Source organism: Streptomyces sp. NPDC059909 (assembly GCF_042730885.1).
GTDB lineage: Bacteria > Actinomycetota > Actinomycetes > Streptomycetales > Streptomycetaceae > Streptomyces.
In genome coordinates, this window is record NZ_JBHWKX010000021.1 from 71,485 (window position 1) to 96,580 (window position 25,096).

27 protein-coding genes and 1 pseudogene are annotated in these 25,096 nt (G+C 69.4%); 14 read left to right on the forward strand and 14 right to left on the reverse strand.

Features of this window, described 5'->3' with window-relative positions; translation table 11 throughout:
* Positions 1 to 18: 18 nt before the first annotated feature.
* Positions 19 to 1,386, reverse strand: a complete 1,368-nt coding sequence (locus ACFV9O_RS16810) for an APC family permease (protein ID WP_385418196.1) — start codon at positions 1,384 to 1,386, stop codon at positions 19 to 21.
* Positions 1,387 to 1,480: 94 nt separating this feature from the next.
* On the opposite strand from ACFV9O_RS16810, the gene ACFV9O_RS16815 reads away from it, so the two are divergent.
* A complete protein-coding gene (locus tag ACFV9O_RS16815) occupies positions 1,481 to 2,470 on the forward strand; it encodes a 4-hydroxy-3-methylbut-2-enyl diphosphate reductase (protein WP_385418089.1) in 990 nt (329 codons plus the stop codon).
* A 69-nt stretch (positions 2,471 to 2,539) separates the two neighbouring features.
* On the forward strand, positions 2,540 to 3,277 hold the full coding sequence (gene ppgK, locus ACFV9O_RS16820; protein ID WP_385418091.1) for a polyphosphate--glucose phosphotransferase: 738 nt from the start codon (positions 2,540 to 2,542) through the stop codon (positions 3,275 to 3,277).
* 22 nt (positions 3,278 to 3,299) lie between these two features.
* Here the strand turns inward: ppgK and ACFV9O_RS16825 are convergent, their stop codons facing one another.
* On the reverse strand, positions 3,300 to 4,001 hold the full coding sequence (locus tag ACFV9O_RS16825) for a DUF6542 domain-containing protein (RefSeq protein ID WP_385418094.1): 702 nt from the start codon (positions 3,999 to 4,001) through the stop codon (positions 3,300 to 3,302).
* 200 nt (positions 4,002 to 4,201) lie between these two features.
* Between ACFV9O_RS16825 and ychF the strand changes: the two genes are divergently transcribed.
* Both ychF and ACFV9O_RS16835 read left to right on the forward strand, forming a co-directional pair.
* Entirely contained in the window at positions 4,202 to 5,290 is a 1,089-nt protein-coding gene (gene ychF / locus ACFV9O_RS16830; RefSeq protein ID WP_385418096.1) for a redox-regulated ATPase YchF, read from the forward strand.
* Between the two features lie 753 nt (positions 5,291 to 6,043).
* Positions 6,044 to 8,773, forward strand: coding sequence for a helix-turn-helix transcriptional regulator (locus ACFV9O_RS16835; RefSeq protein ID WP_385418099.1), 2,730 nt, complete (start codon positions 6,044 to 6,046; stop codon positions 8,771 to 8,773).
* 3 nt (positions 8,774 to 8,776) lie between these two features.
* Here ACFV9O_RS16835 and ACFV9O_RS16840 read toward each other — a convergent pair whose 3' ends face one another.
* Both ACFV9O_RS16840 and ACFV9O_RS16845 read right to left on the reverse strand, forming a co-directional pair.
* The gene (locus ACFV9O_RS16840; RefSeq protein ID WP_385418101.1) at positions 8,777 to 8,920 is read right to left on the reverse strand and encodes a hypothetical protein; all 144 of its coding nucleotides are present in this window, start codon (positions 8,918 to 8,920) and stop codon (positions 8,777 to 8,779) included.
* A 379-nt stretch (positions 8,921 to 9,299) separates the two neighbouring features.
* Positions 9,300 to 9,503 (reverse strand): hypothetical protein, encoded by a 204-nt coding sequence (locus tag ACFV9O_RS16845; protein WP_385418104.1) that lies wholly within the window; start codon positions 9,501 to 9,503, stop codon positions 9,300 to 9,302.
* A gap of 155 nt (positions 9,504 to 9,658) precedes the next feature.
* Between ACFV9O_RS16845 and ACFV9O_RS16850 the strand changes: the two genes are divergently transcribed.
* Entirely contained in the window at positions 9,659 to 10,351 is a 693-nt protein-coding gene (locus ACFV9O_RS16850; protein WP_385418107.1) for an alpha/beta fold hydrolase, read from the forward strand.
* Between the two features lie 215 nt (positions 10,352 to 10,566).
* On the forward strand, positions 10,567 to 11,412 hold the full coding sequence (locus ACFV9O_RS16855; RefSeq protein WP_385418110.1) for an alpha/beta fold hydrolase: 846 nt from the start codon (positions 10,567 to 10,569) through the stop codon (positions 11,410 to 11,412).
* A gap of 329 nt (positions 11,413 to 11,741) precedes the next feature.
* Here ACFV9O_RS16855 and ACFV9O_RS16860 read toward each other — a convergent pair whose 3' ends face one another.
* From ACFV9O_RS16860 to ACFV9O_RS16880, 5 genes are all read right to left on the reverse strand, one after another.
* Positions 11,742 to 11,978: a hypothetical protein gene (locus tag ACFV9O_RS16860; protein WP_385418113.1), complete on the reverse strand. Its 237-nt coding sequence runs from the start codon at positions 11,976 to 11,978 to the stop codon at positions 11,742 to 11,744.
* A 105-nt stretch (positions 11,979 to 12,083) separates the two neighbouring features.
* Positions 12,084 to 12,491, reverse strand: coding sequence for a PIN domain-containing protein (locus ACFV9O_RS16865; RefSeq protein ID WP_385418116.1), 408 nt, complete (start codon positions 12,489 to 12,491; stop codon positions 12,084 to 12,086).
* Positions 12,488 to 12,763, reverse strand: a complete 276-nt coding sequence (locus ACFV9O_RS16870) for a hypothetical protein (RefSeq protein WP_385418118.1) — start codon at positions 12,761 to 12,763, stop codon at positions 12,488 to 12,490. Before ACFV9O_RS16870 ends, ACFV9O_RS16865 begins: the two co-directional genes overlap by 4 nt.
* Before the next feature lie 162 nt (positions 12,764 to 12,925).
* The gene (locus ACFV9O_RS16875) at positions 12,926 to 13,345 is read right to left on the reverse strand and encodes an IS3 family transposase (protein ID WP_385418120.1); all 420 of its coding nucleotides are present in this window, start codon (positions 13,343 to 13,345) and stop codon (positions 12,926 to 12,928) included.
* Positions 13,342 to 13,659, reverse strand: coding sequence for a transposase (locus ACFV9O_RS16880; protein WP_385418123.1), 318 nt, complete (start codon positions 13,657 to 13,659; stop codon positions 13,342 to 13,344). Before ACFV9O_RS16880 ends, ACFV9O_RS16875 begins: the two co-directional genes overlap by 4 nt.
* Before the next feature lie 89 nt (positions 13,660 to 13,748).
* Here ACFV9O_RS16880 and ACFV9O_RS16885 point away from each other — a divergent pair, with 89 nt between their 5' ends.
* The 5 genes from ACFV9O_RS16885 to ACFV9O_RS16905 all read left to right on the forward strand — a co-directional run bounded on the left by ACFV9O_RS16885 (position 13,749) and on the right by ACFV9O_RS16905 (position 16,485).
* Positions 13,749 to 13,961 carry a hypothetical protein gene (locus tag ACFV9O_RS16885; RefSeq protein ID WP_385418125.1) on the forward strand — a complete coding sequence of 71 codons (213 nt, stop codon included), beginning with the start codon at positions 13,749 to 13,751 and terminating at the stop codon, positions 13,959 to 13,961.
* Positions 13,962 to 14,307: 346 nt separating this feature from the next.
* Positions 14,308 to 14,796: a hypothetical protein gene (locus ACFV9O_RS16890; RefSeq protein WP_385418128.1), complete on the forward strand. Its 489-nt coding sequence runs from the start codon at positions 14,308 to 14,310 to the stop codon at positions 14,794 to 14,796.
* A 142-nt stretch (positions 14,797 to 14,938) separates the two neighbouring features.
* Positions 14,939 to 15,145 carry a hypothetical protein gene (locus ACFV9O_RS16895; RefSeq protein ID WP_385418130.1) on the forward strand — a complete coding sequence of 69 codons (207 nt, stop codon included), beginning with the start codon at positions 14,939 to 14,941 and terminating at the stop codon, positions 15,143 to 15,145.
* Entirely contained in the window at positions 15,129 to 15,653 is a 525-nt protein-coding gene (locus ACFV9O_RS16900) for a DUF6879 family protein (protein WP_385418133.1), read from the forward strand. The genes ACFV9O_RS16895 and ACFV9O_RS16900 overlap by 17 nt, the downstream gene beginning before the upstream one ends.
* Positions 15,643 to 16,485, forward strand: coding sequence for a Scr1 family TA system antitoxin-like transcriptional regulator (locus ACFV9O_RS16905; RefSeq protein ID WP_385418136.1), 843 nt, complete (start codon positions 15,643 to 15,645; stop codon positions 16,483 to 16,485). Before ACFV9O_RS16900 ends, ACFV9O_RS16905 begins: the two co-directional genes overlap by 11 nt.
* 546 nt (positions 16,486 to 17,031) lie before the next feature.
* On the opposite strand, the gene ACFV9O_RS16910 is transcribed toward ACFV9O_RS16905, so the two are convergent.
* On the reverse strand, positions 17,032 to 17,184 hold the full coding sequence (locus tag ACFV9O_RS16910; RefSeq protein ID WP_385418137.1) for a hypothetical protein: 153 nt from the start codon (positions 17,182 to 17,184) through the stop codon (positions 17,032 to 17,034).
* Positions 17,185 to 17,379: 195 nt separating this feature from the next.
* Here ACFV9O_RS16910 and ACFV9O_RS16915 point away from each other — a divergent pair, with 195 nt between their 5' ends.
* Complete coding sequence (locus ACFV9O_RS16915) at positions 17,380 to 18,588, forward strand: ISAs1 family transposase (RefSeq protein WP_385414232.1); 1,209 nt, start codon at positions 17,380 to 17,382, stop codon at positions 18,586 to 18,588.
* Here ACFV9O_RS16915 and ACFV9O_RS16920 read toward each other — a convergent pair whose 3' ends face one another.
* From ACFV9O_RS16920 to ACFV9O_RS16930, 3 genes are all read right to left on the reverse strand, one after another.
* Positions 18,589 to 19,113 carry a hypothetical protein gene (locus tag ACFV9O_RS16920; RefSeq protein WP_385418140.1) on the reverse strand — a complete coding sequence of 175 codons (525 nt, stop codon included), beginning with the start codon at positions 19,111 to 19,113 and terminating at the stop codon, positions 18,589 to 18,591. It abuts the gene before it with no gap.
* 72 nt (positions 19,114 to 19,185) lie between these two features.
* Complete coding sequence (locus ACFV9O_RS16925; protein WP_385418143.1) at positions 19,186 to 19,356, reverse strand: hypothetical protein; 171 nt, start codon at positions 19,354 to 19,356, stop codon at positions 19,186 to 19,188.
* Positions 19,335 to 19,457, reverse strand: a complete 123-nt coding sequence (locus ACFV9O_RS16930; RefSeq protein WP_385418146.1) for a hypothetical protein — start codon at positions 19,455 to 19,457, stop codon at positions 19,335 to 19,337. The genes ACFV9O_RS16925 and ACFV9O_RS16930 overlap by 22 nt, the downstream gene beginning before the upstream one ends.
* Positions 19,458 to 20,406: 949 nt before the next feature.
* Here ACFV9O_RS16930 and ACFV9O_RS16935 point away from each other — a divergent pair.
* Positions 20,407 to 23,109, forward strand: coding sequence for a S8 family serine peptidase (locus tag ACFV9O_RS16935; RefSeq protein WP_385418148.1), 2,703 nt, complete (start codon positions 20,407 to 20,409; stop codon positions 23,107 to 23,109).
* A gap of 476 nt (positions 23,110 to 23,585) precedes the next feature.
* Positions 23,586 to 23,800, forward strand: a pseudogene (locus ACFV9O_RS16940) (exo-alpha-sialidase); the annotation flags it as partial.
* Positions 23,801 to 23,908: 108 nt separating this feature from the next.
* On the opposite strand, the gene ACFV9O_RS16945 reads toward ACFV9O_RS16940, so the two are convergent.
* Positions 23,909 to 25,018: a threonine synthase gene (locus ACFV9O_RS16945; protein ID WP_385418151.1), complete on the reverse strand. Its 1,110-nt coding sequence runs from the start codon at positions 25,016 to 25,018 to the stop codon at positions 23,909 to 23,911.
* Positions 25,019 to 25,096 lie beyond the last annotated feature (78 nt).

Genomic DNA, 25,096 nt, shown 5'->3' on the forward strand with positions numbered 1-25,096 from the left:
CTCGACGCCGGGTCCGGCCTACGAGGCGCGTTCCGTCCCCCGCCCCCTCTGGCCCACCAGTACCAGCAGCCCCACCGCCAGCCAGATCGCGCCGACCACCTGCGCCGTGCGCGACGCCTCCGCGATCACGGTGACCGTCACCATCGCGCCGAGCACCGGGATCAGCACATGCCGCCACCAGCTCGGCGGCCCTTCCATCCGGCGCACCGCGAACCACCCGACCACGCTCGCGTGCAGGAGCGTGAAGGCCGTCAGCGCCCCGATGTCGACGACCGACACCAGATGGTCCAGACCGTCGTCCCGCCGCGCCGCCCACACCGCCGCGGTCATCGTCACGACCGCGGAGATCAGCAGCGCCACCCGCGGCACACCGGAGTCGGTACGGGAGAGCCGGTGCGGCAACCGCCGGTCGCGGGCCATCGCGAAGAGGAGCCGGCCCGCCGCCGCCTGCCCCGCCAGGGCAGCGAACGTCGCTCCGATCGCCTTGCTCAGGGCCACCAGGTCGTGCAGCCAGGTCCCGACGGCCGCGTCCACGGCGTCGTAGAACGCCGACCCCTGACTCCTCGGGTCCGCCGCCGGCTCCGCCGACGACACCGGCTCCAGCAGCGCCACCAGATACGTCTGGGCCACGAAGAGCACCCCCGCCAGCCCCAGGCAGAACAGCACCGCTCGCGCCACCTGGCGCGACCCTCCCGTCACCTCCTCCGCGAAGGACGCGATCGCGTCGAAGCCCAGGTACGACAGCACCGCCACCGACACCGCGCCGATCACCGCGTCCGGCGCGAAGTCCCCGTCACCCGTGAGCGGCGACGCCCAGCCGCGCCGCGGCCCGTCCTGCACCAGGACCACGGTCGCCGACACCAGGAAGACGCCCAGGACCACGATCTCCATCGCCAGCACCGCGAAGCCGACCCGGGCCGCGGGCCGTACGCCCCAGAGGTTCAGCAGCGTGGTCACGACGACTGCGGTCCCGGTCCACACCCACCGGTGCACGGCCGGGACCAGTGCCTCCATCGCGATGCCGGAGAACAGATACGCGACGGCCGGGATCAGCAGATAGTCGAGCATCGCCATCCACCCGGCGATGAACCCCACACTCTCGCCGAGCCCCTTCCGCGCGTACGTGAAGACCGATCCGGCCTGCGGGGCGACCCGCACCATCTGCGCGTAGCTGTAGGCCGTGAACGCCATCGCGACCGTCGCGAAGACGTACACGAGTGCGACCGCGCCGTGCGACTTCGCGTCGAGGGTGCCGAAGACGCCGACGGGCGCCATGGGGGCGATGAAGAGCAGCCCGTAGACGACGAGATCCCGGAACCCGAGGCTGCGGCGCAGTTGGGTGTGCGCGTCCCGGTCGGTCCCGGTCCCGGCGCCGGTGCCCGCCATGGAGGCCTCCGTCCTCGTACGTACGGTCTTGATCACGTACGGGCACAGTCTCAGCCCTGTGGGCGATCGTTGGGCTGTTCGGCGCGCCCTTACGATGGGAGGCATGACTGCAACGAACGCCCGCCGCGTCCTGCTCGCCGCTCCCCGTGGCTACTGTGCGGGCGTGGACCGTGCCGTGATCGCCGTGGAGAAGGCCCTCGAGCAGTACGGCGCCCCGATCTACGTGCGCCACGAGATCGTCCACAACAAGTACGTCGTACAGACCCTGGAGAAGAAGGGCGCGATCTTCGTCGAGGCCACCGCGGAGGTCCCCGAGGGGTCCATCGTCATGTTCTCGGCCCATGGCGTCGCGCCGATCGTGCACGACGAGGCCGCCGAGCGGAAGCTCGCGACCATCGACGCCACCTGCCCCCTGGTGACCAAGGTCCACAAGGAGGCCGTCCGGTACGCCAACGAGGACTTCGACATCCTCCTCATCGGCCACGAGGGCCACGAGGAGGTCATCGGCACCACCGGCGAGGCACCCGACCACATCACCCTGGTCGACGGCCCGGGCGATGTCGACAAGGTCGAGGTCCGCGACCCGTCGAAGGTCGTCTGGCTCTCCCAGACCACGCTGTCGGTCGACGAGACGATGGAGACCGTCGACAAGCTGAAGACGAAGTTCCCGCTGCTGGTCTCCCCGCCGAGCGACGACATCTGCTACGCCACGCAGAACCGCCAGATCGCGGTCAAGCAGATGGGCGCCGATGCGGACCTGGTCATCGTCGTCGGCTCGCAGAACTCCTCGAACTCCAAGCGGCTCGTCGAGGTCGCGCTGGGCGCCGGCGCCCGCGACGCGCACCTCGTGGACTACGCGAAGGAGATCGACGAGGCCTGGCTGGAGGGCGTCTCGACCGTCGGTGTCACGTCGGGCGCCTCGGTGCCCGAGGTGCTGGTCGAGGAGGTCCTGGAGTGGCTGTCGCAGCGCGGCTTCGAGGACGTCGAGATCGTCAAGGCGGCCGAGGAGTCGATCACCTTCTCGCTGCCCAAGGAGCTCCGCCGTGACCTGCGCGGCGAGGCGGCCGCGCTCGTCGAGGAGTAGACGCCGAGGACCGGCCGTCGAAGGCCGGTCGGGGGGTAACCGTCAGCGGTTCCTCGTAACGTTGTGTCCATGAACGTCTTCGGAGTGGACATCGGCGGGTCGGGGATCAAGGGCGCTCCCGTGGACCTGGACCGCGGCGACCTCGCAGAGCCCCGCCACAAAGTACTCACACCGCATCCGGCCACGCCCGACGGCATGGCCGACTGCGTTGCCGAGGTGGTGCAGCACTTCGGCTGGTCGGGCCCGGTCGGGATCACCTTCCCCGGCGTCGTCACGGGTTCCGTGATCCGTACGGCCGCGAATGTCGACAAGGGCTGGATCGACCTGGACGGCGGCAAGCTGCTGGGCGAGCGGCTGGGCATGCCGGTGACCGTGCTGAACGACGCGGACGCGGCCGGGGTCGCCGAGATGACCTTCGGCGCAGGGCGGGGCCGCAAGGGCACGGTGATCCTGCTGACCTTCGGTACCGGCATCGGCAGCGCCCTCTTCATCGACGGCAGGCTCGTGCCGAACACGGAGTTCGGCCACATGGAGCTGCACGGCCACGAGGCCGAGAAGCACGCGTCGACCAAGGTCAAGGACGACGAGGAGCTGAGCTGGGAGCAGTGGGCGCACCGGGTCCAGAAGTATCTGCAGTACCTGGAGATGCTGTTCTCGCCGGAGCTCTTCATCATCGGCGGCGGGGTGAGCCGCAAGGCGGACAAGTTCGTGCCGCTGATCAAGCACGTGCGCGCGGAGATGGTCCCGGCGGAGCTGAGGAACAACGCCGGAATCGTGGGGGCGGCGATGACGGCGGCGGAGCGGTAGGTCCCTCCTGGGCGGGGCCCGGCTAGCGGCGGGCGCCGGGGCGGGGCTGGGCCTGGCCCGTTCGTCCCGCGCCCGCCCGTTCACCCAGGCGCTCGCCCGCTCGTTCGACCGGGTGCCGGACGGACCGGCGCCGGATCATCAGCGTCACCTTCCGTACGATCGTGATCAGCCCGGCGACGAGCGTGCCGCCGTACAACCAGCCCGCATTCACGGCCAGCGCGGTCACGACCGCCATGATCTGACCGCCGACGCCACCGATCCCGCCCGAGATCGGGACGACCCCGACCGTGAAGGCGATCGGGACGCTGATCGGCGCGGTGACCAGGTCGGCGCTCCGCACCCACAGTGCCGTCAGGGCGCTCAGCGGCAGGAAGAGCACGCCGTACACGACCGCCGAGCCGTCGAACAGCAGCTGGTCGAGGAGGCCGATCACCAGCATCGTGGCCGAGGCGAAGAGCCCGGCGCCGAGACCGGTCAGCCGGGGATTCGGCAGCCTGCGCAGCGCGAGGACCACCGGCGGCACCGGGCGCCCCGGCCGTGCGCCGGGCCGCCCCGGGGGACCGGCCTGACCTGACCGGCCCGGCTGTCCGGTCCTGCCTGGCCGGCCCGGGCTGCCGGGCCTGGCCGCGACCCGGTACGCCGCGGCGCCCTCGATGAGCGCGCCCTGACCGGAAAGAGGGGCCTGCGGCCGTGGCCGCTGTGAGGGACCTGTCCTTTGCTCCACGGAACCAAAGTAGGTCGCATTGAGTGAGTGTTCCGATACAGGACACGCCCTTTGGGTGACCTTGGCTGTAATCCCGCCCCCGCGGGGGCCTCCGAGGTTCCCGTCGTCGGCCCCGGCGACACGCCCGTAAACTGGGGGATCGGCCCACCCGGGGCCGGGCCCCCGGCCCTCAGCCAGTCCTACTCCAGGAAGTCGCCAACGTGTCGCTCACGATCGGAATCGTCGGTCTGCCGAATGTCGGCAAGTCGACCCTGTTCAACGCCCTGACCAAGAACGACGTGCTGGCGGCCAACTACCCGTTCGCCACGATCGAGCCCAACGTGGGCGTGGTCGGCGTCCCCGACGCCCGGCTCGCCAAGCTGGCGGAGATCTTCGGTTCCCAGCGGATCCTTCCCGCGACGGTCGACTTCGTCGACATCGCCGGCATCGTCCGCGGCGCGAGCGAGGGCGAGGGCCTCGGCAACAAGTTCCTGGCGAACATCCGCGAGTCCGACGCGATCTGCCAGGTCATCCGGGCCTTCAAGGACGAGAACGTCGTCCACGTCGACGGCAAGGTCTCGCCCAAGGACGACATCGAGACGATCAACACCGAGCTGATCCTCGCGGACCTCCAGACCATCGAGAAGGTCCTGCCGCGCCTGTCCAAGGAAGCCCGCATCAAGAAGGACGTGGCCCCGAAGGTCGCCGCGGTCGAGGCCGCCCAGGCCATCCTGGAGGAGGGCAACACCCTCTTCTCTCAGGGCGTCGTCCAGGGCTCCGAGAAGGCCGCGCTCCTGCACGACCTCCACCTGCTCACGACGAAGCCCTTCCTCTACGTCTTCAACGTCGACGAGGAGGAGCTCGTGGACGAGGACTTCAAGAACGAGCAGCGCGCCCTGGTCGCCCCCGCCGAGGCGATCTTCCTCAACGCCAAGCTCGAGGCCGACCTCGCCGAGCTCGACGAGGAGGACGCCATGGAGCTCCTCCAGTCCGTCGGCGCGGAGGAGCCGGGCCTGGCGACCCTCGCCCGCGTCGGCTTCGACACCCTCGGCCTTCAGACCTACCTCACGGCAGGCCCCAAGGAGTCCCGCGCCTGGACGATCAAGAAGGGCGCGACGGCCCCCGAGGCGGCCGGTGTCATCCACACCGACTTCCAGAAGGGCTTCATCAAGGCCGAGGTCATCCACTTCGGCGACCTGGTCGCCACCGGCTCCGTCGCCGACGCCCGCGCGGCCGGCAAGGCGCGCATGGAGGGCAAGGACTATGTGATGCAGGACGGCGACGTGGTGGAGTTCCGCTTCAACGTCTAGCGGCTGACATATCACCACGTCGCTGATCTGGCAAACATGCAGGTCAGAGAGGGTCCGACTCTTCGGGGTCGGGCCCTTGGTTTTTTCCCGTGCTGGGATGGTGCTGGGATAGCTGACCCCTCGTCACCTGTCATCACCCCTGCTCATCCCTACCGTGCTGGGATCGTGCTGGGATGGGATGAGGGTGCCCGTGCTGGGATGCGCTCTGTTCAGTGCCATGTGGCAGGGAGTTCGCGAGCGAGATCGCCTTCACGCCTTCTTCACGGCTTGGGGACAGTTCCGAGGAGTCGATTTCGTACCCGTTCGGCGTGGTCGATCTCCTGGCCGAGGAGGGGGAGGCGTCCGACCTGAAGCTGCTCCACACGACGAAGGGCGGCGTGACTGAGGCCACGCCGGCCGGGCTGGAACGGTGCGTCTGTGATTGGGGCCCGTCGATTACCCAAGATCCCCGACAGAGTCAGAGCCTAATTCCTGATAGATCCAGTAAGGCACGTACCGGGGGGCAGCGTTTGATGCGTCTGCGGACGGCGAGGACGCCGAGGGCGGGCGCGGCGGAAGGCGCGACTCGTGAGCAGGTGGGTGCCGGTCAGGTCCCGCAGGGACGTCGCCCGGCCCCGGGTCTTGAGGCGCAGGGTGCTCAGATACTCCGCCGCTTCGCGGGCATGGTCGTCGGTGAGCAGTTCGGGTGGCAGGTGGACGCTCCCGGCCTTCGCGCCGCTGTGGAAAGCTGTGGTGGCCCAGTAAAATCGCGACGTGACGGGGTGGATGTGGGGCAGACGGCTCGTGGGGCGTGATCGCGAGCTGGGTGTGCTGCGCGGCTTTGTCGACGCAGTGGCGACGGGCGGCGGTTCCCTGCTCGTCGTCGGCGAGGCGGGCGTGGGCAAGACTTCGCTCCTCGACGACGCGGCAGCCCACGCTGCGGAGCTCGGCACGCGCGTACTGCGGGCGTCGGGCGTCGAGTTCGAGGCGGAGGTGAGCTTCGCCGGGCTCCATCAGCTGGTCGCTCCGCTCGCTGCCGAGCTGGCCCGGGTCTCGTCCGATGCCCGGCGTGCGATCGGTGTCGCGGTGGGCCTCGCGGAGGGGCCCGCGCCGGATCAGCTGGCCCTGACGAACGCGCTGCTTGCCCTGCTGGCCGAAGCCGCCTGCAGAGAACCGGTGCTGGTGGTGGTCGACGACCTGCAGTGGCTCGACCGCGCGAGCGCCACCCTGTTCGGCATCCTCGCGCGGCGGCTGGGCAGCTCGCGAATCGGCCTGCTGGGCGTCGTGCGGACAGGCGAGGGCAGCGTGTTCGAGGAGGCCGGTCTCGCGGAGATACCCATCCGGCCGCTCGACGACGACGACGCGGCGGTGCTCCTCACCAACGCGTTCCCCGAAATGCCGCCGCGCGCCGCCCGGCAGGTCATCACCGAAGCCCAGGGCAACCCGCTGGCGCTGATCGAACTTCCGGCGCGGCTCGGCTCGCCGACCGAACCTCCGCTCGGCCGAACGTCGGTCGGCCGACGGTTGCGGCTGACCTTCGCCCGGCGGATCGAGGGGCTCCCCGCCAAGACGCGTGCCCAGCTGCTCCTCGCAGCGCTCGACGGTACAGGCATCCTGTTCCCGGGGATCTCGGCCGGCGAGCTCGAACCGGCCGAGCGCGCCCGGCTGATCCGTATTCATCCGGTCACCCGCGGAATCGAGTTCCGGCACCCGCTCACCCGTTCCACGGTCGTCGAGCTGTCCACCGAATCAGAGCGGCGCGGGGCACACGGGCGGCTGGCAGGACGGCATCCGGAAGGTTCCGAGCAGCGCGCATGGCATCTCGCGGAGGCGGCATCGGCGCCGGACGAGCAGATCGCGCAGCTGCTCGAGGAGGCCGCACTGCGGACGAAGGGGCGCGGCGACCCGGTCGGCGCGATCGGTCTGCTCCTGCGCGCCGCCGAGCTGAGCCCGAAGGTTGACGACCATCACCGCCGCGCCATGTTCGCCGCCTACCTCGGTGCCGACGTCACCGGGGACCTCACCGACGCACGGGCGCTCGTCACCGAACACCTCGGGCAAGGCCACGCGGTGGCTGCCGTCGCCACCGCGGCCTACCTGGTCAACAGCGGGGGCGATATCGACACCGCCCACCGGCTGCTGCTCGGTGCGGTGCGCAACGCACGTCGCCCGGTCGGGGTATGGGACGCGCCGCTCACGGAGATGGTCTACGTCCTGCAGGCGAACTGCTCCTTCGGGTGCCGTGCCGACCTGGCCGAGGACTACTGGGCGGTCCTCGACGGGCTCGGCGTCGGACCCCCGGAGATCCTGGACCTGCTCGGCAACACCTATCTCGCGCCGACGCGACGGGCCGGGCCGTCGCTCCCCGTGCTGGACGAGGCGATTGCCGGTATCGGCGAGCAGGCCGATCACGCCCACGCGGTGCGGCTGGGCACCGCGGCGCTGTACGTGGACCGGATCGCCGGATGCCGCGATGCGCTGTGGCGGGTGGTCGAGCACGGCCGCAGCGGCGGCGCCGTTGCGGCGGCCATCAAGGCGTATGCACTGTTGGGGTTCGACGGCGTGCTGAGCGGCGACTGGGACAGCGTCCTCCGGTTGGCCGAGGAGGGGCTCGCCGTCACGACCCGGCACCACTACCGGCTGCTCGGCGGCTTCCTGCAATACGACCAAGCGATGGTCGCTGCCGCGCGCGGCGACCGCGCCGCCGTCCGGCGTCTGGCCTACGACCTGGTCTCTTGGGCGGCGCCGAACCGCAACGGCTTCGTGCTCCAGCTCGCCGCGCACGCGAAGGCCCTCGACGCGATGAGCCACGGAGAGTTCGAGACGGCATACCGCCATGCGGTCGAGATCTGCTCACCGGAGACGCTGCCGGTCTACAAGCCTGCGGCGCTGTGGGTGCTGCTCGACCTCGTCGAGGCCGCCGTCCGGGCCGGGCGGACGCCAGAGGCCAGTGCGCACGTCGCCGACATCCATCGCTCAGGCGTCGCCGACTTCTCGTCCCGGCTCGCCATGATCGCGGCCGGCGCGACGGGGATGACCGCCCCGGCCGCGTCGTTCCGCGCAGCGTTCGACACCGCGCTCGCGACCCCGGGAGCAGACCGCTGGCCGTTCGCGCAGGCTCGGATCCAACTCGCCTACGCCGAACGCCTCCGCCGAGCACAGTGCGCCTCACAGGCCCGGCACCATCTGACGGGAGCCCTGGGCACCTTCGAACGCCTCGGCGCCGCCCCCTGGGCGGCCCGGGCACGCGCCGAACTTCGCGCAAGCGGCACGCCCGCCGCCCACTCGGCCCCGGGGACGACCGCCCAACTGACCCCGCAGGAGCGCGAGATCGCCGCGCTTGCCGCCGCGGGACTGACGAACAAGCAGATCGGCGAACGGCTCTACCTCTCCCCCCGCACGGTGAGCACCCACCTCTACCACCTGTTCCCGAAGCTGGGCATCAGCTCGCGGGCAGCACTGCGGGACGCACTCGCGGACCTGCGAGCGCACGAGCAGACGTAGGGATCACGAGAGCCCGTGCTGTTCGGGCCGCAGCTGTGCAGGGAAGACGACGCGCAGGCGTTGGACGATGCCGTTGCGGCGAAGCATGACCCAGGCCAGTCCCGGAGGGCAGGGATCGATCTTGCCGGGCGGGTTGGTGACGTCCACCCCCAGATGGTGATGTCGCGGCTTGCGACCACGTGCCGCAGGCCCTGGCGTACGCCGACCTCCAGCATGCGCTGCATCACGGAGGTGGGGTGGACGCGTTCGCCCGGTTGGGCCAGCCTGCCGATCATCTCGGAGTCCTTCGGCCACAGTTCGGCGATGTCCCGCGGCAGAGGCCGGCCGACCTCGGAGGCGTCCAGCGTCGCGGCGGCCTTCATGCCGGGCTTGCCTGGGTCGGTACAGCTGCGTCGTCGTGGGCCTGGCCGACGGTCGACAGCAGCACCTCGGCCATCTTGCCGCGGGCCTGCGTACGGTGCCGACCGGTATCTCGCACGCCGCCGCGATGTCCGTGTAGAGCTGAGTGCGCTGAAGTGGCGCAGCATCAGGACCAGGGGAGCCTGGGAGGAAGTTCCTTGACCGCGTCCCAGATCCAGTCGCGCAGGGCGTGACGCTCGATGACCCGCTCGGGATGCCACGGTTCGTGGTCGTGTAGTGGGACGTGGTCGAGGCGGCCGAAGTGTTCGAGATCGTCCAGGCCGGGCGTCTTCCGGATGCTGCGCAGGCGCGTCTTGCAGGTGTTCCGCACGATCTCCGGGCCGGCCTTCGAGACGCTTGCCCGGCTGTTGGAGTGAAGGAAGAGCCAGCGGAACTACGTCATCTGACGGGGGCGGCCGAGAGGCTGGAATTCTACAGTTCGGGCCAAGGGCCGCACATGCGGGCCCGGCGAACCTGGGAGGAATGATGAGCGACAACGCGCCGCGCGGGAACGTCGTGCTTGTCCACGGAGGCTTCGTGGACGGCTCCGGCTGGCAGGGGGTCTATGAGGCTCTCAAGGCCGACGGCTACAACGTGGCCGTCGTGCAGAACCCCACGCTGTCGCTGGACGGCGACGTGGCCGCCACTCGGCAGGTTATCGACGCGCAGCCCGGCCCGGTCATCCTGGTCGGCCACTCCTACGGCGGCGTCGTGGTCACCGAGGCCGGCAACCACGACAAGGTCGCCGCGCTGGTGTACATCGCCGCGTTCGCCCCCGACAAGGGCGAGTCCGTGAACACCCTGATCGCCGACCCGCCGCCGGGTGCCGCGGTCCCGCCGATCCTGCCGCCGGTGGACGGATACCTGCTCCTGGACCGCGAGAAGTTCGCCGACGCCTTCGCCGGCGACCTCCCGCGCGCCCAGGCCGAGTTCCTCGCCGATTCGCAGGTCCCCTGGGGCCTGGACGCGGCCGGCGGCGCGGTAGCGACGCCGGCGTGGCGCACCAAGCCGTCCTGGTACCTGGTGGCCACCGACGACCGCATGATCCCGCCGCCCGCCCAGCGCGCGATGGCCGAGCGCATTGGCGCGCACACCGTCGAGGTCGCCGGCAGCCACGCCGTCTACGTCTCGCAGCCCGCCGCCGTCGCCGATCTGATCAAGCAGGCCGCCAACGGCTGAACGGCGCCCGGACACCGCACCTGCCCAGCGCCCGCCGACCAGCCCCGGCCAGGGGCCGGTCGGCGGGCGCTGAACGTCCCGCGTCCCGGCCCCGAGCCCAGCTCCGCCGCCGGTCCCAGCCCCCGCACCGTGGGCGCCGCCATGTCCGGCCGAGGCCCCACGCTCCAACGTGCGGGCTCCACACCGCTCCACCCCGTCACATGAGGAGAGCCATCGTGAAATCCCTGCGCAGACGCAGCAAGTTCGCACTCGGTGCCGCCGCATTTACCCTCGCCGGTGCCGCGGCGTTCGCCACCTTGACGCCGTCGGCATCCGCGTCCGACGGCGACCGCCACCCGCGCCCGCCCAAGCCGACCGTCGTGCTCGTGCACGGCGGCTTTGCCGACGCGTCCAACTGGAACGGCGTGATGGCGCGGTTGCAGAAGGACGGGTATCCGGTGATGGCACCGGCCAACCCGCTGCGCGGCATACCCAATGACGCCGCCTACATCGCGAGCGTCCTGCGCTCGATCCAGGGGCCGATCGTCCTGGTCGGGCACTCCTACGGCGGCGCCGTGATCACCAACGCCGCGGCCGGGAACCCGAACGTCAAGGCGCTGGTCTACGTCGCCGCGTTCGTGCCCGACACCGGCGAGAAGCTCGGCGACATCATCAACAAGTACCCCGGCAGCGAGATCCAGGCCGCGCTGAACCCGGTGCCCTTCCCCAACCCGGACGGCAGCACCGGCACCGACCTCTACATCCGGTCGGACCGGTTCCGTGACGTCTTCGCCGCCGACGTCTCCAAGAACGAAGCCGCGCTGATGGCGGCCGGACAGCGGCCGTTCAGCGCCTCCTCCTTCGAGGACGTCACCACGGCGGCGGCGTGGCGCACCATCCCGTCGTACGGCGTGGTCGCCACCGCGGACAAGGCGATTCCGGCTGCCGTGGAACGGTGGGAGTACCAGCGGGCCGACGCCCGCCGCGTCGTCGAGGTCCGCGGCGCATCGCACGTCGTCATGATCAGCCACCCCGACGTCGTCGAACGCCTCATCGAGCAGGCCGCCGCCGACACCCGCTGACCCGCGCCACCGGGCGCCAGACCGGCCCGGCACAAGGCGAGGCACGACGGCGCCGCGGCCACCCGACCGCGGCACCGCTCGGCCGCACCGCAACCCCCGGTCTGGCGGGCGAGCCTTTTGTCCGGGCCCACTAAACCGACGGTGTCAGCCGATGTCGTCGGCGTGTAGGGACGGGCGTGGCCCGGAGTTGTGTAAGCGGTACTCGACGATGCCGGGTCGGTCGACGGTGGAGGGTCCAACGGCAATGCCTCCGCGAAGCTGCCGGTCAACAGCCGTACGGGCACCAGCTTCTGGGCCCGGCAGACGACGGCACCCGCCGGGTACGCCATTTACAAGCCTTCGAAGAGCTTCATCGCGCAGACCGGCGCCTCGGTCACCGTGACCGTCACGAACGCCAAGAAGGCCAGCGGCACGACTCCAGCCCCCACCTTCTCCACGAAGTCGTCCGACGAGCCGACCACTGTCCCGTCCACGCCGGGCACCACGGCCCCGGCCCAGGGCAACAGCACGGGCTCGTCGTCATCCGCACCGTCCGGCACCCCGGCCGCCAACGAGACCGCGACCACCCTGTCGAAACCACGCCCAGAACCGGGCGACAGACTGAACCCCCTTCCGTCGCCCGCTGCGCGGACCTTCAGTACTGTCTTCGCCTACACGGGCGAACATCAAGCTCAGACGTCCTTGATCTGTACGCGGTCGCCGCACAGTTTCGACCAGTCGTCGCGGTCCGAGGTCAGCACCAGGACGGGCGCCGGAGAGCGGAGCGCCATCGCGGCGACGAGGGCGTCGATGGCGTACTTGTGGCCGTGCAGGCCGCCGGCGTCGCTCAGAAGCTGCACCGCGGTAAGGCTGTCCGCCTGAGTGACGTCTTGGACCTGAAGCCGGGAGAGCACCCAGCGCAGCCGGGCGTTATCGATCTTCCCATAGACGGCCTCCACCACCGTCAGCGCTGACACGAGGACGGGCACGCCCACGCGCCGGGCTGCCTCGATCCGGGTGATCATCTGGCGGTCATTGCGCAGGAGCAGGGACAACGCCTGGGAGTCCAGAACGAGGGACCTGGCCGCGGGTTCCTTCATGCGGCGCTGTCGCCGGACGCGTACGGCGACAGCGCGTCACCGAACAGTTCGTGCTGCGCGGCCTGGACCTCGGACTCGCTCAACGGTTCGTGCTCGGCTTCGTAGGCGGCCACGATCTCGGCGAGGCCGTCCATCGCCAGCTGATGCCGGACCGCCGCAGTCACGTAGGCGGACACGCCGCGCTTGCCGGTGCGCGTGCGCAGGGCACCGAGGAGTTCCGAGGGCATCGAGACGGAGATGTTCTCCGTGCCGCCGGGGCGGGGTGACTTCATGGAGGCAAGTCTAGTACAGAAACTATTACAGCGTCTGGAGTGCTGCGCAGTTCGCATCCGGCGCTGGCGTCGGTGTGTAATCTTGGCGCCCTTGGGTCTTCTTGTACTTTGTCGCGCGTCCCGTGCTGGGATGGTGCTGGGATGCGCCCATAAAACCGCAGGTCAGCGACTCAGCGCACCTTCGGTGCGCGCCGGGGGCGTGGTAAATGCCCCGGTGCGCGCCGAAGGCGACGGGGCGGCTTTGGTGTCGGCCTTGGTCAGGCTGCGGCGTCCGGTGCGCCGGCTGTTCCCGGCGATGCCGTGCTCTCGCATGACCCGCGCCACCCGCTTGCGGTTGACCGGCCGGTCCTGTCGGCGCAGTTCGGCGGTGACGCGCGGGACGCCGTAGTTCCGCCGGGAGGCGAGGTGGATCACCGTGATCTTGTGCGCCAGGGCCTCATCGGCCCGCCGCCGCGCTTCGCGGGCTTCCCGTCCGGCCACCCACGCGTAGTACGTGGAGCGGGCGGTCTTCGTTACCTTGCACAGCAGCGTGATCGGGTAGTTCGCCTTCTCCGCGTGGATGAACCGGCATATCTTGCTCACCGGTCGCTCTCCTTCGCGAAGAAGGCCGTCGCTTTTTTCAGGATCTCGATCGTTTTCGCCTGCTCGGCGGTCAGCCTCCGCAGCCGCTTCAGTTCCTCATCCCGGTCGTCGGCGCTCTGCCCGGCCTGCCCGGCGACGGGGCCGGATCCGGCGTCCTGGGCGGCGCGGGCCTTCTTGACCCAGCCCCGCAGGGACTCCGAGCTGATCCCGAGCTCCCGGGCGACCTCGGTCACCGTCCGGCCCGACGACCGCACGAGCTCGATCGCATCCCGCTTGTACTCGTCCGAGTACCGCTTCGTGTACTTGCTTCCCACCTGGCACTGCTTCCTCTGGGCTCTCACGTCCCAGTCTCCAGGTGTCCACGATCAAGGGGTAGCTTCATGGCGCCCGCTACCACCGCCTCATGGTCCGACTGGGCAAGAAGAAGGCCCTGGTTGCCGTGGAACACTCCCTCATGACCGCCGTCTGGCACATGCTCGCCAACGACACGCCGTACCACGACCTCGGCGGCGACTACTACGCCAAGCACGACCCCGAACGCGCTCTCCGCCGGATCACCCGACAAGCCAACGCCCTCGGCCTCACCGTTCGCTTCGAACCCATCGCAGCACCCTGAACCCACCTGCCTGCCAGCGTTCAAGCTTCATTTTCGGACCAGAGCCTTGTTGTGGAATCCCGCTTCAACGTGTGACGGGCTGACGCCATGATCGGCTGAAGGCGGTAAAACCCCAGCTCAGGGGCCAGATCTTCGGGTCTGGCCCCTTCTTGATTTCTCTGGCTGGATCAGGCTGTTTCCTGGCCCTGTGCTGACTTGGTGCTGACTCTCGGGGTGGGTCTGTACATGCTCTGAGCTGGGGTTTCCGGGGTGTCGTGTGAGGCCGGACAGAACGAGGGGTGCACCTGGGGAGGGGGCACGGGAAACCCGGTGCGCATGGGGAAGGGGCGCCGGGCAGGGTGGGGGAGTGACTGACCTGCTGTGGGATGACGTCAGAGGGTTCTTCGACCCTGATCTGATGGGCGCGCTGCCGGACGTGCTCGTTCCTGGGGCCTCGGTCGAGGATTGGCAAGCTGTCCTCGACCTTGTTGACGTGAGCGGATGGAAGCACCAGTACTCCGAAGGAGAGTCGGTACTTCCGGTGCCTCGGGCGGAGACGGTGCTGTCCCGGCCGGCCGACGCTGAGTGTCCGCAGTTGAGGGTCTGGCTGGCCGCCGATGTGCTGGTGATCTTCCGCTTCTATTCGTCGGACGAGATCGACTTTGATGTCGACCTGCGGGAACTCCAGGGGCAGGAGCGACTCGACTTGTTCTGCGGGTTCCTCACGGCCATCGGACGGCGGTTGGGGAAGCCGGTGCTGATGGATGCCGAGGGCGGCGACGGCAACCATCCCGTACTCGGGTTCGAGGTCGAGAGTGATCGGGTCGTGATGTTGGCGGAGCCGTTCGTTCCCTGACCGCTGTTGGTTCGGGCCTCCTGGAACGACCCCTCTTTATGCGGCAACGCGAATATTCGCGCAACCGCATGGACGGCGACGGCGCCCCCTCCGTACGGTCGTGATGCCGCCCCACGAGGGGGCGTGAGACAGGGGGTTCACCATGGCTCGTGAGGAACTGACCCGGCTGACCGGCAACGGGAACGGCGAGTGTGGCAAGGACGACTGCCCGAACGTCTACCGGACCGCGTCCGGCTCGTTCGTCGTCCAAGGTGACGTGTCCCACGCGTTCACCGCTCCTGACGGCGAAGGGCTCGTGGAGATCCCGGAGGAGACATTGAGGGAGGCCTTCCGTGCTCTTGGCTGGTGAAGCGTGGGCGGTGCGCTTCGAGCGCTTCACACGGGAGGCGTGGCGCCTTGAGACACTGCCGCAGTACCTCATGCCGCAGGAGGAAGAGGAGTTCGCAGCGTTCCGTGCCGGAGCCCGCATCGCCCCGGAGACCGTAGCGAACGAGTACACCGATCGGCTACGCCGACAGGTTGCGGAAGGGCGCACACAGGGCCGCGTTCACGTCGTCACCCGCCCTCTGTCGGAATACCTGCGCTTCGAATTCCACCACTACTACAAGGCCCATGCCTTGGCCGGCGAGCAGATCCGCATTCTCGACGTCACGGACAGGCCCAACCCGCTGGATGGCGTGCAGGACTTCTGGATGTTCGACCATTCCGAAGTGGTTCTCATGAACTACCACCCGGACGGCAGACAGATCGGCCGCGAAGTGCACGAGGGTGATACGGCGCCGTTCATCGAATACCAGAGGATCGCGGTATCCGAGTCGGTTCCCTTTGAGGAGTACGTGAAGGGCCTTGACCTTTGAGCCGGAGGCCCTAGGTCAATCCAGGTCAGACCTAGCGGCGGTCCTGAAGAACGAGCGCAAGCGGGCCGGATGGACCCAAGTCCGGCTCGCGAAGCGCTGCAATATGAGCCAGACAAAGATCAGCAATATTGAGAGCGGGAAGCTCACCCCCGCCATAGTCGACGTGGAGCTGATCCTTGATGCCCTCGGTGCAGAGGGGCCGCTGGCTGCCGAGATCCTCGCCCTTGCCCGCTCCGCGAACACCGAGTGGCAGGACCACTGGAGCTCGCGCCGCAGGGGGCTGGACAAAAAGCAGAACGAACTGGCCAGGCTTGAGGCAGTCTCCACAGAGTTCCGCTACTTCCTGCTCTCCATGATTACCGGCCTGCTCGCTACGCCTGAGTACGTGCGCGCGAGCATCGCTGACGTTCCTGGAGACCAGTCCAAGACCATCGCGAAGAAGCTGGAGCGGCAAAGCGTCCTGGTCAATCCGGAGAAGCGGTTCACGTTCCTGTTGACGGAACAGGCCGTCAGGTGGCCACTGCTTCCGCCTTTGGAAATGGCCATGCAGATGGACCGGCTCGCGTCTGTGTCCCGTATCCCGAATGTACGGTTGGGCGTGATCCCCTTGGGAGGACACATTCCAGAGCGCCCCCTTAACACGTTCACAGTTTATGACCGTCGCCTGGCCACCGTGGAAACAGGAACAGGGGCCCTGATGCTTCGGGACCACAGGGACGTGAACGTTTACCGGGAGGACTTCGAACGGTACGAGGGATACGCCGTGTGGGGTGACGACTGCCGTTCACTCCTGAACGACTGGGCCGTGATCTTTACCCGACAACGCCAATAAACCTGGGCCCCTCCGACTCGCTCGATGAAACTGGTTGCTCGCTCGGGACATTCGGTCGGGGAGGCGGCAGGCGTGAGTAATCCGAGAACGACGATGAGCGGCCCGGTGTATTTGTCTCTGCCCCGGACTCCGCCTGATCCTGCGCCCGGCTGCGGGGTGTGCGCGGCGTTGGTCTCGCAGCGCCAGGCCGCGCGCGACAGGGGCGACCTGTCAGCAGCGACGGACGCGGACGTGGAGTTCTGCAACCACCCGCACCGGACACGTGGTCGGAGGAGGCCGTGAGCCGCTCTGTCCTGCGCTACGTAGAGCACAGGATTACTCAGCACCCGGGCACGGACGTGACGTTCGAGGCGGAATGCCTGGCCTACGAGTGCCGGTGGTCGGCGCAGCCGTCGGCGGACGGTGCTGCCGTGGACGTGGAGTGCATGAGCCATACCGGTCGGACAGGGCACGGGAGCTTCCGGCGCGTGTGTACGTCGTTTGCCTTGGTGGTGCGGACCGAATAGGAGCACACCCTTGGTGTGCTGGGATTCTTGACCGGTGCGGCTACGAGCCGTGCGGTGGCTTGGTGTCCCAATCGACGCGGGTCTGAAGCGTGACTGGGAGAATTTCGAGTTCGTCGTCCGCCAGCAGCAGCTCGGAGGTCTGTGCCGAGCAGCCAACGTAGGTCGACAGCAAGTCATAGTCGGTAGTGACCACCCAGCTGCGATCTTGCGGCCACCAGAATTCTGGGCCGCTCTCCCCCCAGGGCGGCGTCGTTCAGAGGATCTGTCCGACTTGATGCTGGTTCAGGTGACGGACATGGCTGCGGAGTTCGCGGGGCCGGAACGGAGGCAGGCACGGCCTCCGGGTGATCATGAGGTGTCGAGTCCCTGATCACCGCAACGGAAGACCGTGCCTGCCCGCTCATCATCGCCCATCCCCGCCGGCCTGAGCCAACTCGCCGTTGTCCGGCCCGCCGAGCCCGAGGACCACCCGGGCCTGCTGGTCTGCCTCGCAGCGGTGCCGGATACCCGACGGGCGGAGGGGCGGCGCCATCCCCTCGCCTTCATCCTCGCGCTCGCCGCGTGCGCGGTTCTGGCCGGTGCGAAATCCCTCGCCGCGATCACGGAGTGGGCCGCCGACGCATCACCCGCCGTACTCACCGCTCTCGGCGGCCCGGGTCGCGAACCGTCCGGTCCCACCCCTCCGGCCGAGGCCACGGTGCGCCGGGTCCTGCAGCGCGTGGACGGCGACGCCCTCGACACGGCAATCGGCACCTGGCTCGCTGCCCGCGACCCCGGCCGCCCGCGACCCGGTCAGGACCGAGCCCGGCAACCCCGTCACTCTCTGGCCGTGGACGGCAAGACCGTGCGCGGCGCCCGTCGCGCCGACGGCACCCAGGTCCACCTGCTCGCCGCGATGACCGGCACCGGACTGGTCACCGCCCAGCGCGAGGTGGGCGGCAAGACCAACGAAATCACCGTCTTCCGGCCGATGCTCGCCCCACTCGACCTGACCGACATTGTGGTCACCTTCGACGCCCTGCACTCACAAACCGCCCACGCCCGCTTCCTGGTGGAGGAGAAGCAAGCCCACTACATCGCGGTGATCAAGGGGAACCAGCCGCTGCTGCACCAGTACCTGAAGCAACTGCCCTGGCGGGAGGTGCCGCTGATGGACAAGACCCGCGCCACCGCGCACGGCCGCGACGAGATCCGCCGCGTCAAAACCGCCACCGTCACCCGCGGACTCGGCTTCCCGCACGCGGTCCAGGCCGTGCAGATCGTGCGACGCCGCCGCGTCATCGCCACCGGCAAGGTCACCCTCGAACGCGTCTACGCGGTCACCGACCTGGCAGCGGAGCACGCCGACGCCCCCGAGATCGCGCACCGCGTCCGCGAACACTGGGGCATCGAGAACAAGATCCACCACGTCCGCGACACCACCTTTGCCGAGGACGCCTCACACGTTCGCACCGGGACCGCACCCCGGGCCATGGCCGCACTGCGCAACCTGGCCATCGGCGCCCTCCGCCTGACCGGCTGCGGCAACATCGCCGCCGGCCTGCGCAAGCACTCCCGAGACGCCACCCGACCACTGACCACCCTCGGCATCACGTGATCAAACCGGACAGATCCCCTGAACGACGCCGCCCTGGCTCTCCCCCACCAGGTCCCTCACAGATTCTCTTACGTTCTCCAGGTCGGCCAGGGAGCTGTGACGGACGAGGGGTTCGTCGTCGTCGCCCCAGAGCATGGCCGCGAGGTCGTAGGCGAAGTACACGGCCTGCTCCCCGGAAACCATGCCGAGCAGGCGAGCAAGCGCCCGTCGGCTGCGCTCGTCGAGAGCCCCATCATCGGCCGCCCACAGCGGTTGTCCCGCGCTGAGCTCCTGGCGCCGCAACCACCTGTGGGATATCTCCGGGTGAAACGGAACATCAGAGTCCTGGGCCCACGACTCCCACGTGCGGCTGCGACCTGAACCGTCCGTGGCCTCGAAGCGGTGGAAGACCCGTACGTATGCCTCATAGCCACTCGGTACAAGCTCGGACACCACGTGCCCAGGCCCGTCCTCCGAGCGGCCGAGCCGGTTGTGGAGCCACGCCAGCTCAGTTCTGTCGTACTTCCATTCACGCCTCTCCGTCATGGCACCCATTCTCGTGCCACATGGCAGCACCTTTGGGGCGTGAAGCCGGGGGCCTGTCCAGGTCAGGTCAGGTCAGGTGACGGGCGACGCGCACACCATGAACGGCCCGGCAGCCTTGCTCCACGACTCGCCTCGCGCGAGAGTGGCTGCCCCCTCCGTACGCAGTGACTCGACCACGGGCGCGAGGAAGTCCGTCCGCCAGTGCTGCGCGCTCTCCGGATTCATGCCGCTCGACTCGACCACCGACCCACCCTGGCTTCGAGGACGGCCGCGCCCTGCGCCGTGTCGTCGCCGGTCCACTCGTCTACGTGCTCGGCCACCAAGGCCCAAGAGAGCTTGATCATGGGCTGGATCGTAGAGGCGATCGCGGAAGGAAGGGAGAGGGCGAAGGGGGTGGGGTATGACCCCTTGGACTGGTCACCGGCGACCGCCCCGTCTTAGCAGCGCAAATTCCGCCACGGTTCCAGAGCGCTCCGACCCTCAGCCGGCGACTTGCTACGGGTTATATTCGCAGGTCAGGAGAGTGTCGAGGCCCCATCTCCCGGCGGCCTGAGCGCATAGGAATGGGGGTGTTCGCCCTCCCCACGACGCTGGGTCCTGGCTGATGAGTCGTGCAGGGGGCGTTCATGGATGCGGAGTCGTCCCGGCAGCCTCAGGGCGGTTAAATGCTCAGGTGGTGAACTGGGCACGGATGTACGACTGCCACGGGGACATCGATCGCGTCCCTGAGCTCCTGGCGCGCGTCGAGCGCGAGGACGACGCAGCGGCATGGGATGAGCTGGGTTACCGGCTGGTCCTTGAGCGCGACTTGGTATTCCGCCAGTTTCGCCGCGCTGTCGCGTCTGGTGCGTCTCGCCTCGCGGAGCGCGCGGGCGCGCGGGCTGGCCGGGACGATCGTGCGGTGCGCGGGACGTGATGCAGCAGGCGCTTCGGCCGTCGCCGGTACGCGCCGTCGCCGTGGCGGCGTGACGTGCTGACCCGACGACACGGTGCTGACCCTGCACCCCGCGAAGGGGCGGAAACCCTTGGGGGCACTGGGAAGGAAGGGGTTCCATGAACGTTCCGCTTCGACGTGAAGTGCCCGCGATAGCGTCGTCTGACAATTTGGCAAAACGTGCAGGTCAATGGGGCCGGCCCGGTTCCGGGTCGGCCCCATTGCTGGATTCGTGCCGGTTGGACTGACGGTTTGCCACCTGTTGTCATCCCTGGTTCTCCGTACCGCTGCTGGCTGCAACTGGCGGGCCTTCGTCGTCGAGCATCGGATCGCCGGACTGGGTGACATGCCGCGTTCCGGTGGCCCTCCAGCCGCACCACTCGGGGACCTTCAAGCCGTCGACCGATCCGTACTTCCTCGGCAACCCCGCCCCGACCGACTGCACCGATCCGATGAGCACGGCTGCCGAACAACTCGCCCGGTCCGGGGACACGTTGTTCGTCATCGCCGCCGGAAACTCCGGCCGGAGGCTCAACAGCGTCTCCTCCCCGGGCTGTGCCCCCAGTGTGCTCACCGTCGGCGCCGTCGACCGCGACGACTCCACGGCGTACTTCTCCAGCCCCATGGCCACCCCGCACGTCGCGGGTGCCGCCGCCGTCGTCAAGCAGCGTCACCCCGACTGGACCGCGCAGCAGATCAAGGCCGCGCTCGTCTCCTCCGCGAAGACCTCCATAACCGGCGACGTCCGTGAGACCGGCGGCGGTCGCCTCGACGTCATGGCGGCGATCGACGCCAAGGTCATCGGCGCCCCGGCCGTCCAGGGCGGCACCTTCGACTGGCCGCAGAGCGGCGACGACCGCACCACCGTCGACATCCCCTACACCAACACCAGCGACCGGCCCGTGGAGCTGGACCTCGCCGTCCAGGGCGTCACCGGCAACGACGGCACGGATGTCCACTCGACGGTCGCCAAGCTCGGCCGGAGCGGCGTCACCGTCCCGGCCGGAGCCACCGTCAAGGTCCCACTGGCTCTCGACCCGGCCGCGCACCTGGAGCCCGGCCAGTACGGCGACATCACCGGCCGGGTGCTGGCCACCGCCGACGGCGTCAGCGTCTCCACTCCGTTCGCCCTGTACGTCCAGCCCGAGACCGTCACCCTGCGGCTCAAGCTCGTCGACCGCCTCGGCAAGCCGGCCACAGGCTCCTCCTCGCTCGATGTTGTCAGCACCGACATCGCCACCGGCGAGCGCCGATTCAACGAGGGCGCCACGGTCCAGGAGTACCGGCTGCGCCCCGGCAGCTACCTCGTGTCCGGCTTCGTCGTCACCCCCGACGCGGGTGAGGGCACGAAGCTCGCCGACTCCATCACCTACCTGGGTCGTCCGCAGCTGAAGCTGCAGAAGGACACCACCGTCGTCCTGGACGCCCGCGACGCCCACAGGCTGCGGATCAGCACCGAACGGCCCACCGAAGTGCGCTCCGGCACCCTGGCCTTCGCCCGCTCCTGGGACGACACCTGGCTGCACGCCGGCACCCTCTCCGGCGGGCGCACGCTCCGCGGCTACTACGCCTCCGTCGAGGGTGCGGCGAGCGACGGCGACTTCGAGTTCGGCAGCTACTGGCGTGCCGCCACCCCGCTGATCTCCGAGCTCGCCGTCGTCGGCGGTGAGACCCTCCACCCGGTCACCGCCTCCACGGGTTCGGTCAACCTCGACGGCACGGGTGAGGCACAACTGGTCGACGCGAAGACCGGCACGCCGGGGGAGCTCGCGGCCGCCGGAGTCCAGGGGAAGATCGCCCTGGTCCGTATCGCCGACGACCAGACCTACGTCCTCCAGCAGGCCCGCAATGCCAAGGCCGCGGGCGCCAAGGCCGTCCTCGCGTACCACTCCGCCCCTGGACGCCGGCAGCCGTTGACCAGCATCGGCGGCGGTGAGCTGCCGGTGCTCGCCGTCGAGTCCGCCGAGGCGACCACGCTGCTGGACCGGCTGGCCGGCGGTGAGGTCACCCTCCGCTGGAAGGCCGCCGCGAAGGCGCCGTACGCCTACAACCTTGCCTTCCCCCGGGGCGGCGGGATCGACGAGGACCTGACGTACGAGGTCAACGACGAACGGCTCGGCCGCACGGAGGCGACCTACCACGCCATGGGCGTCGCCACCGACTTCATCGACTTCGTCGGCGCCTCCCGGCCGATCGGGACGTGGGTGTTCCTCGGCCTGTTCGACGCCCTCCCGGTACCCGGCACCCGCACCGAGTTCTACACTCCCGGCGACACATCCTGGCAGCGCGCCATCTCCAGCAGCTTCCCCTGGGGTGAGGCCATGGTCGGCCGCTCGCGTGTGTACCAGGCGGGTGAACAGCGCGTGGAGAGCTGGTACGACGGAGTGATCGCCCCGGTCGCCCCGCGCGACGCCGACGGAAAGCCCCTCCTCACCGCCGAGCGCCAGGGCAACCTGATCGGCTTCGCCGCCGCGATGTGGGGCGACGGCACCCACCACGCCGAGGCCGGGTCGTTCGGCGACATCGGCAATCTGCAGCTACGCCGCAACGGCGAGCAGATCGGGTCGAGCTCCTACCCGTTCGGGGTGTTCGAGGTCCCGGCCGAGGAAGCGTCGTACGAACTCGAGCAGAACACCGGGAAGATCGGGTCCCCGGCCAAGGTCTGGAAGCGGTCCGCCGCCGTCAACACCGTCTGGCGGTTCCGCTCCGCGCTCGACGAGAACGTCTACTCACAGGCCATCCCGATCCTCTTCCCCCGCTACGGGCTCCCCGAGGTCGGCCTCAAGACCCTCCCCGCCGCCGACGGCCAGAAGATCACCCTGACCGCCACCGGCCACGCCGGCTACACCCCGGCCGCCCTGACCGACGCCAAGCTGTCGTACTCGTACGACGGGGGCGCGACCTGGACCGAGGCCGCGGTCTCGCAGCACGACGGCACCTGGAGCGCCACCGTGGACCACGCCGGCGCCTCCGGCAAGCAGGTCACGCTGAAGGCCGAACTGACGGACGCACGCGGCAACTCCGTCAGCCGGACCGTGGTCCGCGCCTACGACGTGCGCTGACCACGAACTGCCCCCGCCGGGCGTCCTGCTTGTGAGGGAAGGGACGCCCGGCGGGGGCCACGACCGTGAGCAGGGCCCGGGCATCGGCCGCCGGATCCCGCACGGCCCGGCGGCCCCACGAGTTCCAGGTGGTCGCGCACATCCGCGGCTGCATGCGCCGCGGAGGCCTCGACGAACCGGAGGCCGCCCGCTACTACCGGGTCTCCGCGAACGCGGCCCTGTCCTACGCCGCCATGGACGCCACCCTCCACGCCTGGACGCCCCCACCCGCGAGGCCGACCCGCGTCCCGGCAGACCCAAGTCGGGGTCGGCCCCCTTCGCGTAGGCGGGGGTAGGTTCGTGCAGGACGTCCTCCGTCCGTCTTCGGTGTGGTGATGTGTGGAAGAGGAAGCGATCCGTCGTACGTTTCTGAACCGCCGGTGTCCCTTCTTGGTGGCGCCGTTGTTGGCGTTGCGGTTGCCGTTGCCGCTGTGGTGCTGGTGATCCAGCCGGGGGCGGACGAGAACGGCGAAGCGGTTGCCGAGTCGGAACGGAGATGCGCCTCGTCGGTTCCGTGCGCCTCGGGTACCGGCGGCTATGACACCTACCGCATACCCGCGGTCGTCCGGACGCGAGCCGGGACCTTGCTCGCCTTCGCCGAGGGGCGGGTCGGTGGCGCGGGGACAGCGGCAGCATCGATGTCGTTCTCAGAGGAGCCGCACGAGACGATCGAGATCCGCCGTATCCCGTTGAAGGAGCTGTCACCGAACGGCGCGTAGCGCCCTCCCGCGGCAGCGCACCGGCCGCATAGATATCGGGGTCAGGTCGTCGCCACCCCCGACTTGAGCCCCGCCCCGCACAGCGGCAGCACCGCGCTGCGGCCGTCCAGCCCGTACGCCCCGAGCGCCGCCCAGCACGCCACTCCCGTGGACTCGACGTACAGCCCCCGCCCGGCGAGATCGAGCTGCGCGGCGCGGATCTGGTCCTCCGTCACGGTCAGGAAGGTGCCGCCGGTGGCGCGGACCGCGGTGAGGATCTGCCGGGCGCGCGGCGGGTGCGCGATGGCGATGCCCTCCGCGAGGGTGGGGGTCGGGGACGTCGGAGCGAGCACGTCGTCGGCGCCCGCCCGGAAGGCGAAGGCGAGCGGCGCGATGGCGGCCGCCTGTACCGCGATCAGCGCCGGGCGCTCGTCGATGAGCCCGTGACCGTACAGCTCGTCGACGGCGAGCGCGGCGCCGAGCAGCAGGGTCCCGTTGCCGACGGGGACGACGAGGGTCTCGGGCAGCCTGCCGCCGAGGTCCTCCCAGATCTCGTAGACGTACGTCTTCGTGCCGTGCAGGAAGTACGGATTGAAGACGTGCGAGGCGTAGAAGACCCCGTCCTCGCCCGCCGCCGCGCGGGCCGCCCGCGCCGCGGCCTCGCGGTCGCCGGGCACGATCTCGAGATGGGCGTCGTGCGCCCCGATCTGCTCCACCTTCTTCGGGGAGGTCCCCTCGGGGATGTATACGGTGCAGTCCAGCCCGGCGCGGGCGCAGTACGCCGCGAGCGCCGTGCCCGCGTTGCCGCTGCTGTCGGCGATCACGCGCCGCGGCTTCAGCTGCCGTGCCAGCTCGGCGAGCATCACCGCGCCGCGGTCCTTGAACGACAGGGTCGGCATCAGGAAGTCGAGCTTGGCGGTGACGGTGTCCGTCAGCGGGACGAGCGGGGTGCGGCCCTCACCGAGGGACACCGCCGCGCGGGCGTCCGACGCGCGCAGCGGGAGGGCCTCCTCGTAGCGCCAGAGCGAATTGACGCGTCCGGAAAGAGAGTTGCGCTCCACGGGGAAGGCGGTGAAGTCGAGGTCCCAGGGGCCCTGGCACTGCGGACAGTGCCAGGTGAGTTCCTCGACGGGGGAACGTACGTCGCACATCGGACAGAGGTATTCCGTCATGTGATCCAGGATGGCAGTTGTGTGGCACACGTGTTACGCGGCCTTCAAAGCTCTTGTGGGATTCCTACGGATCAGTCA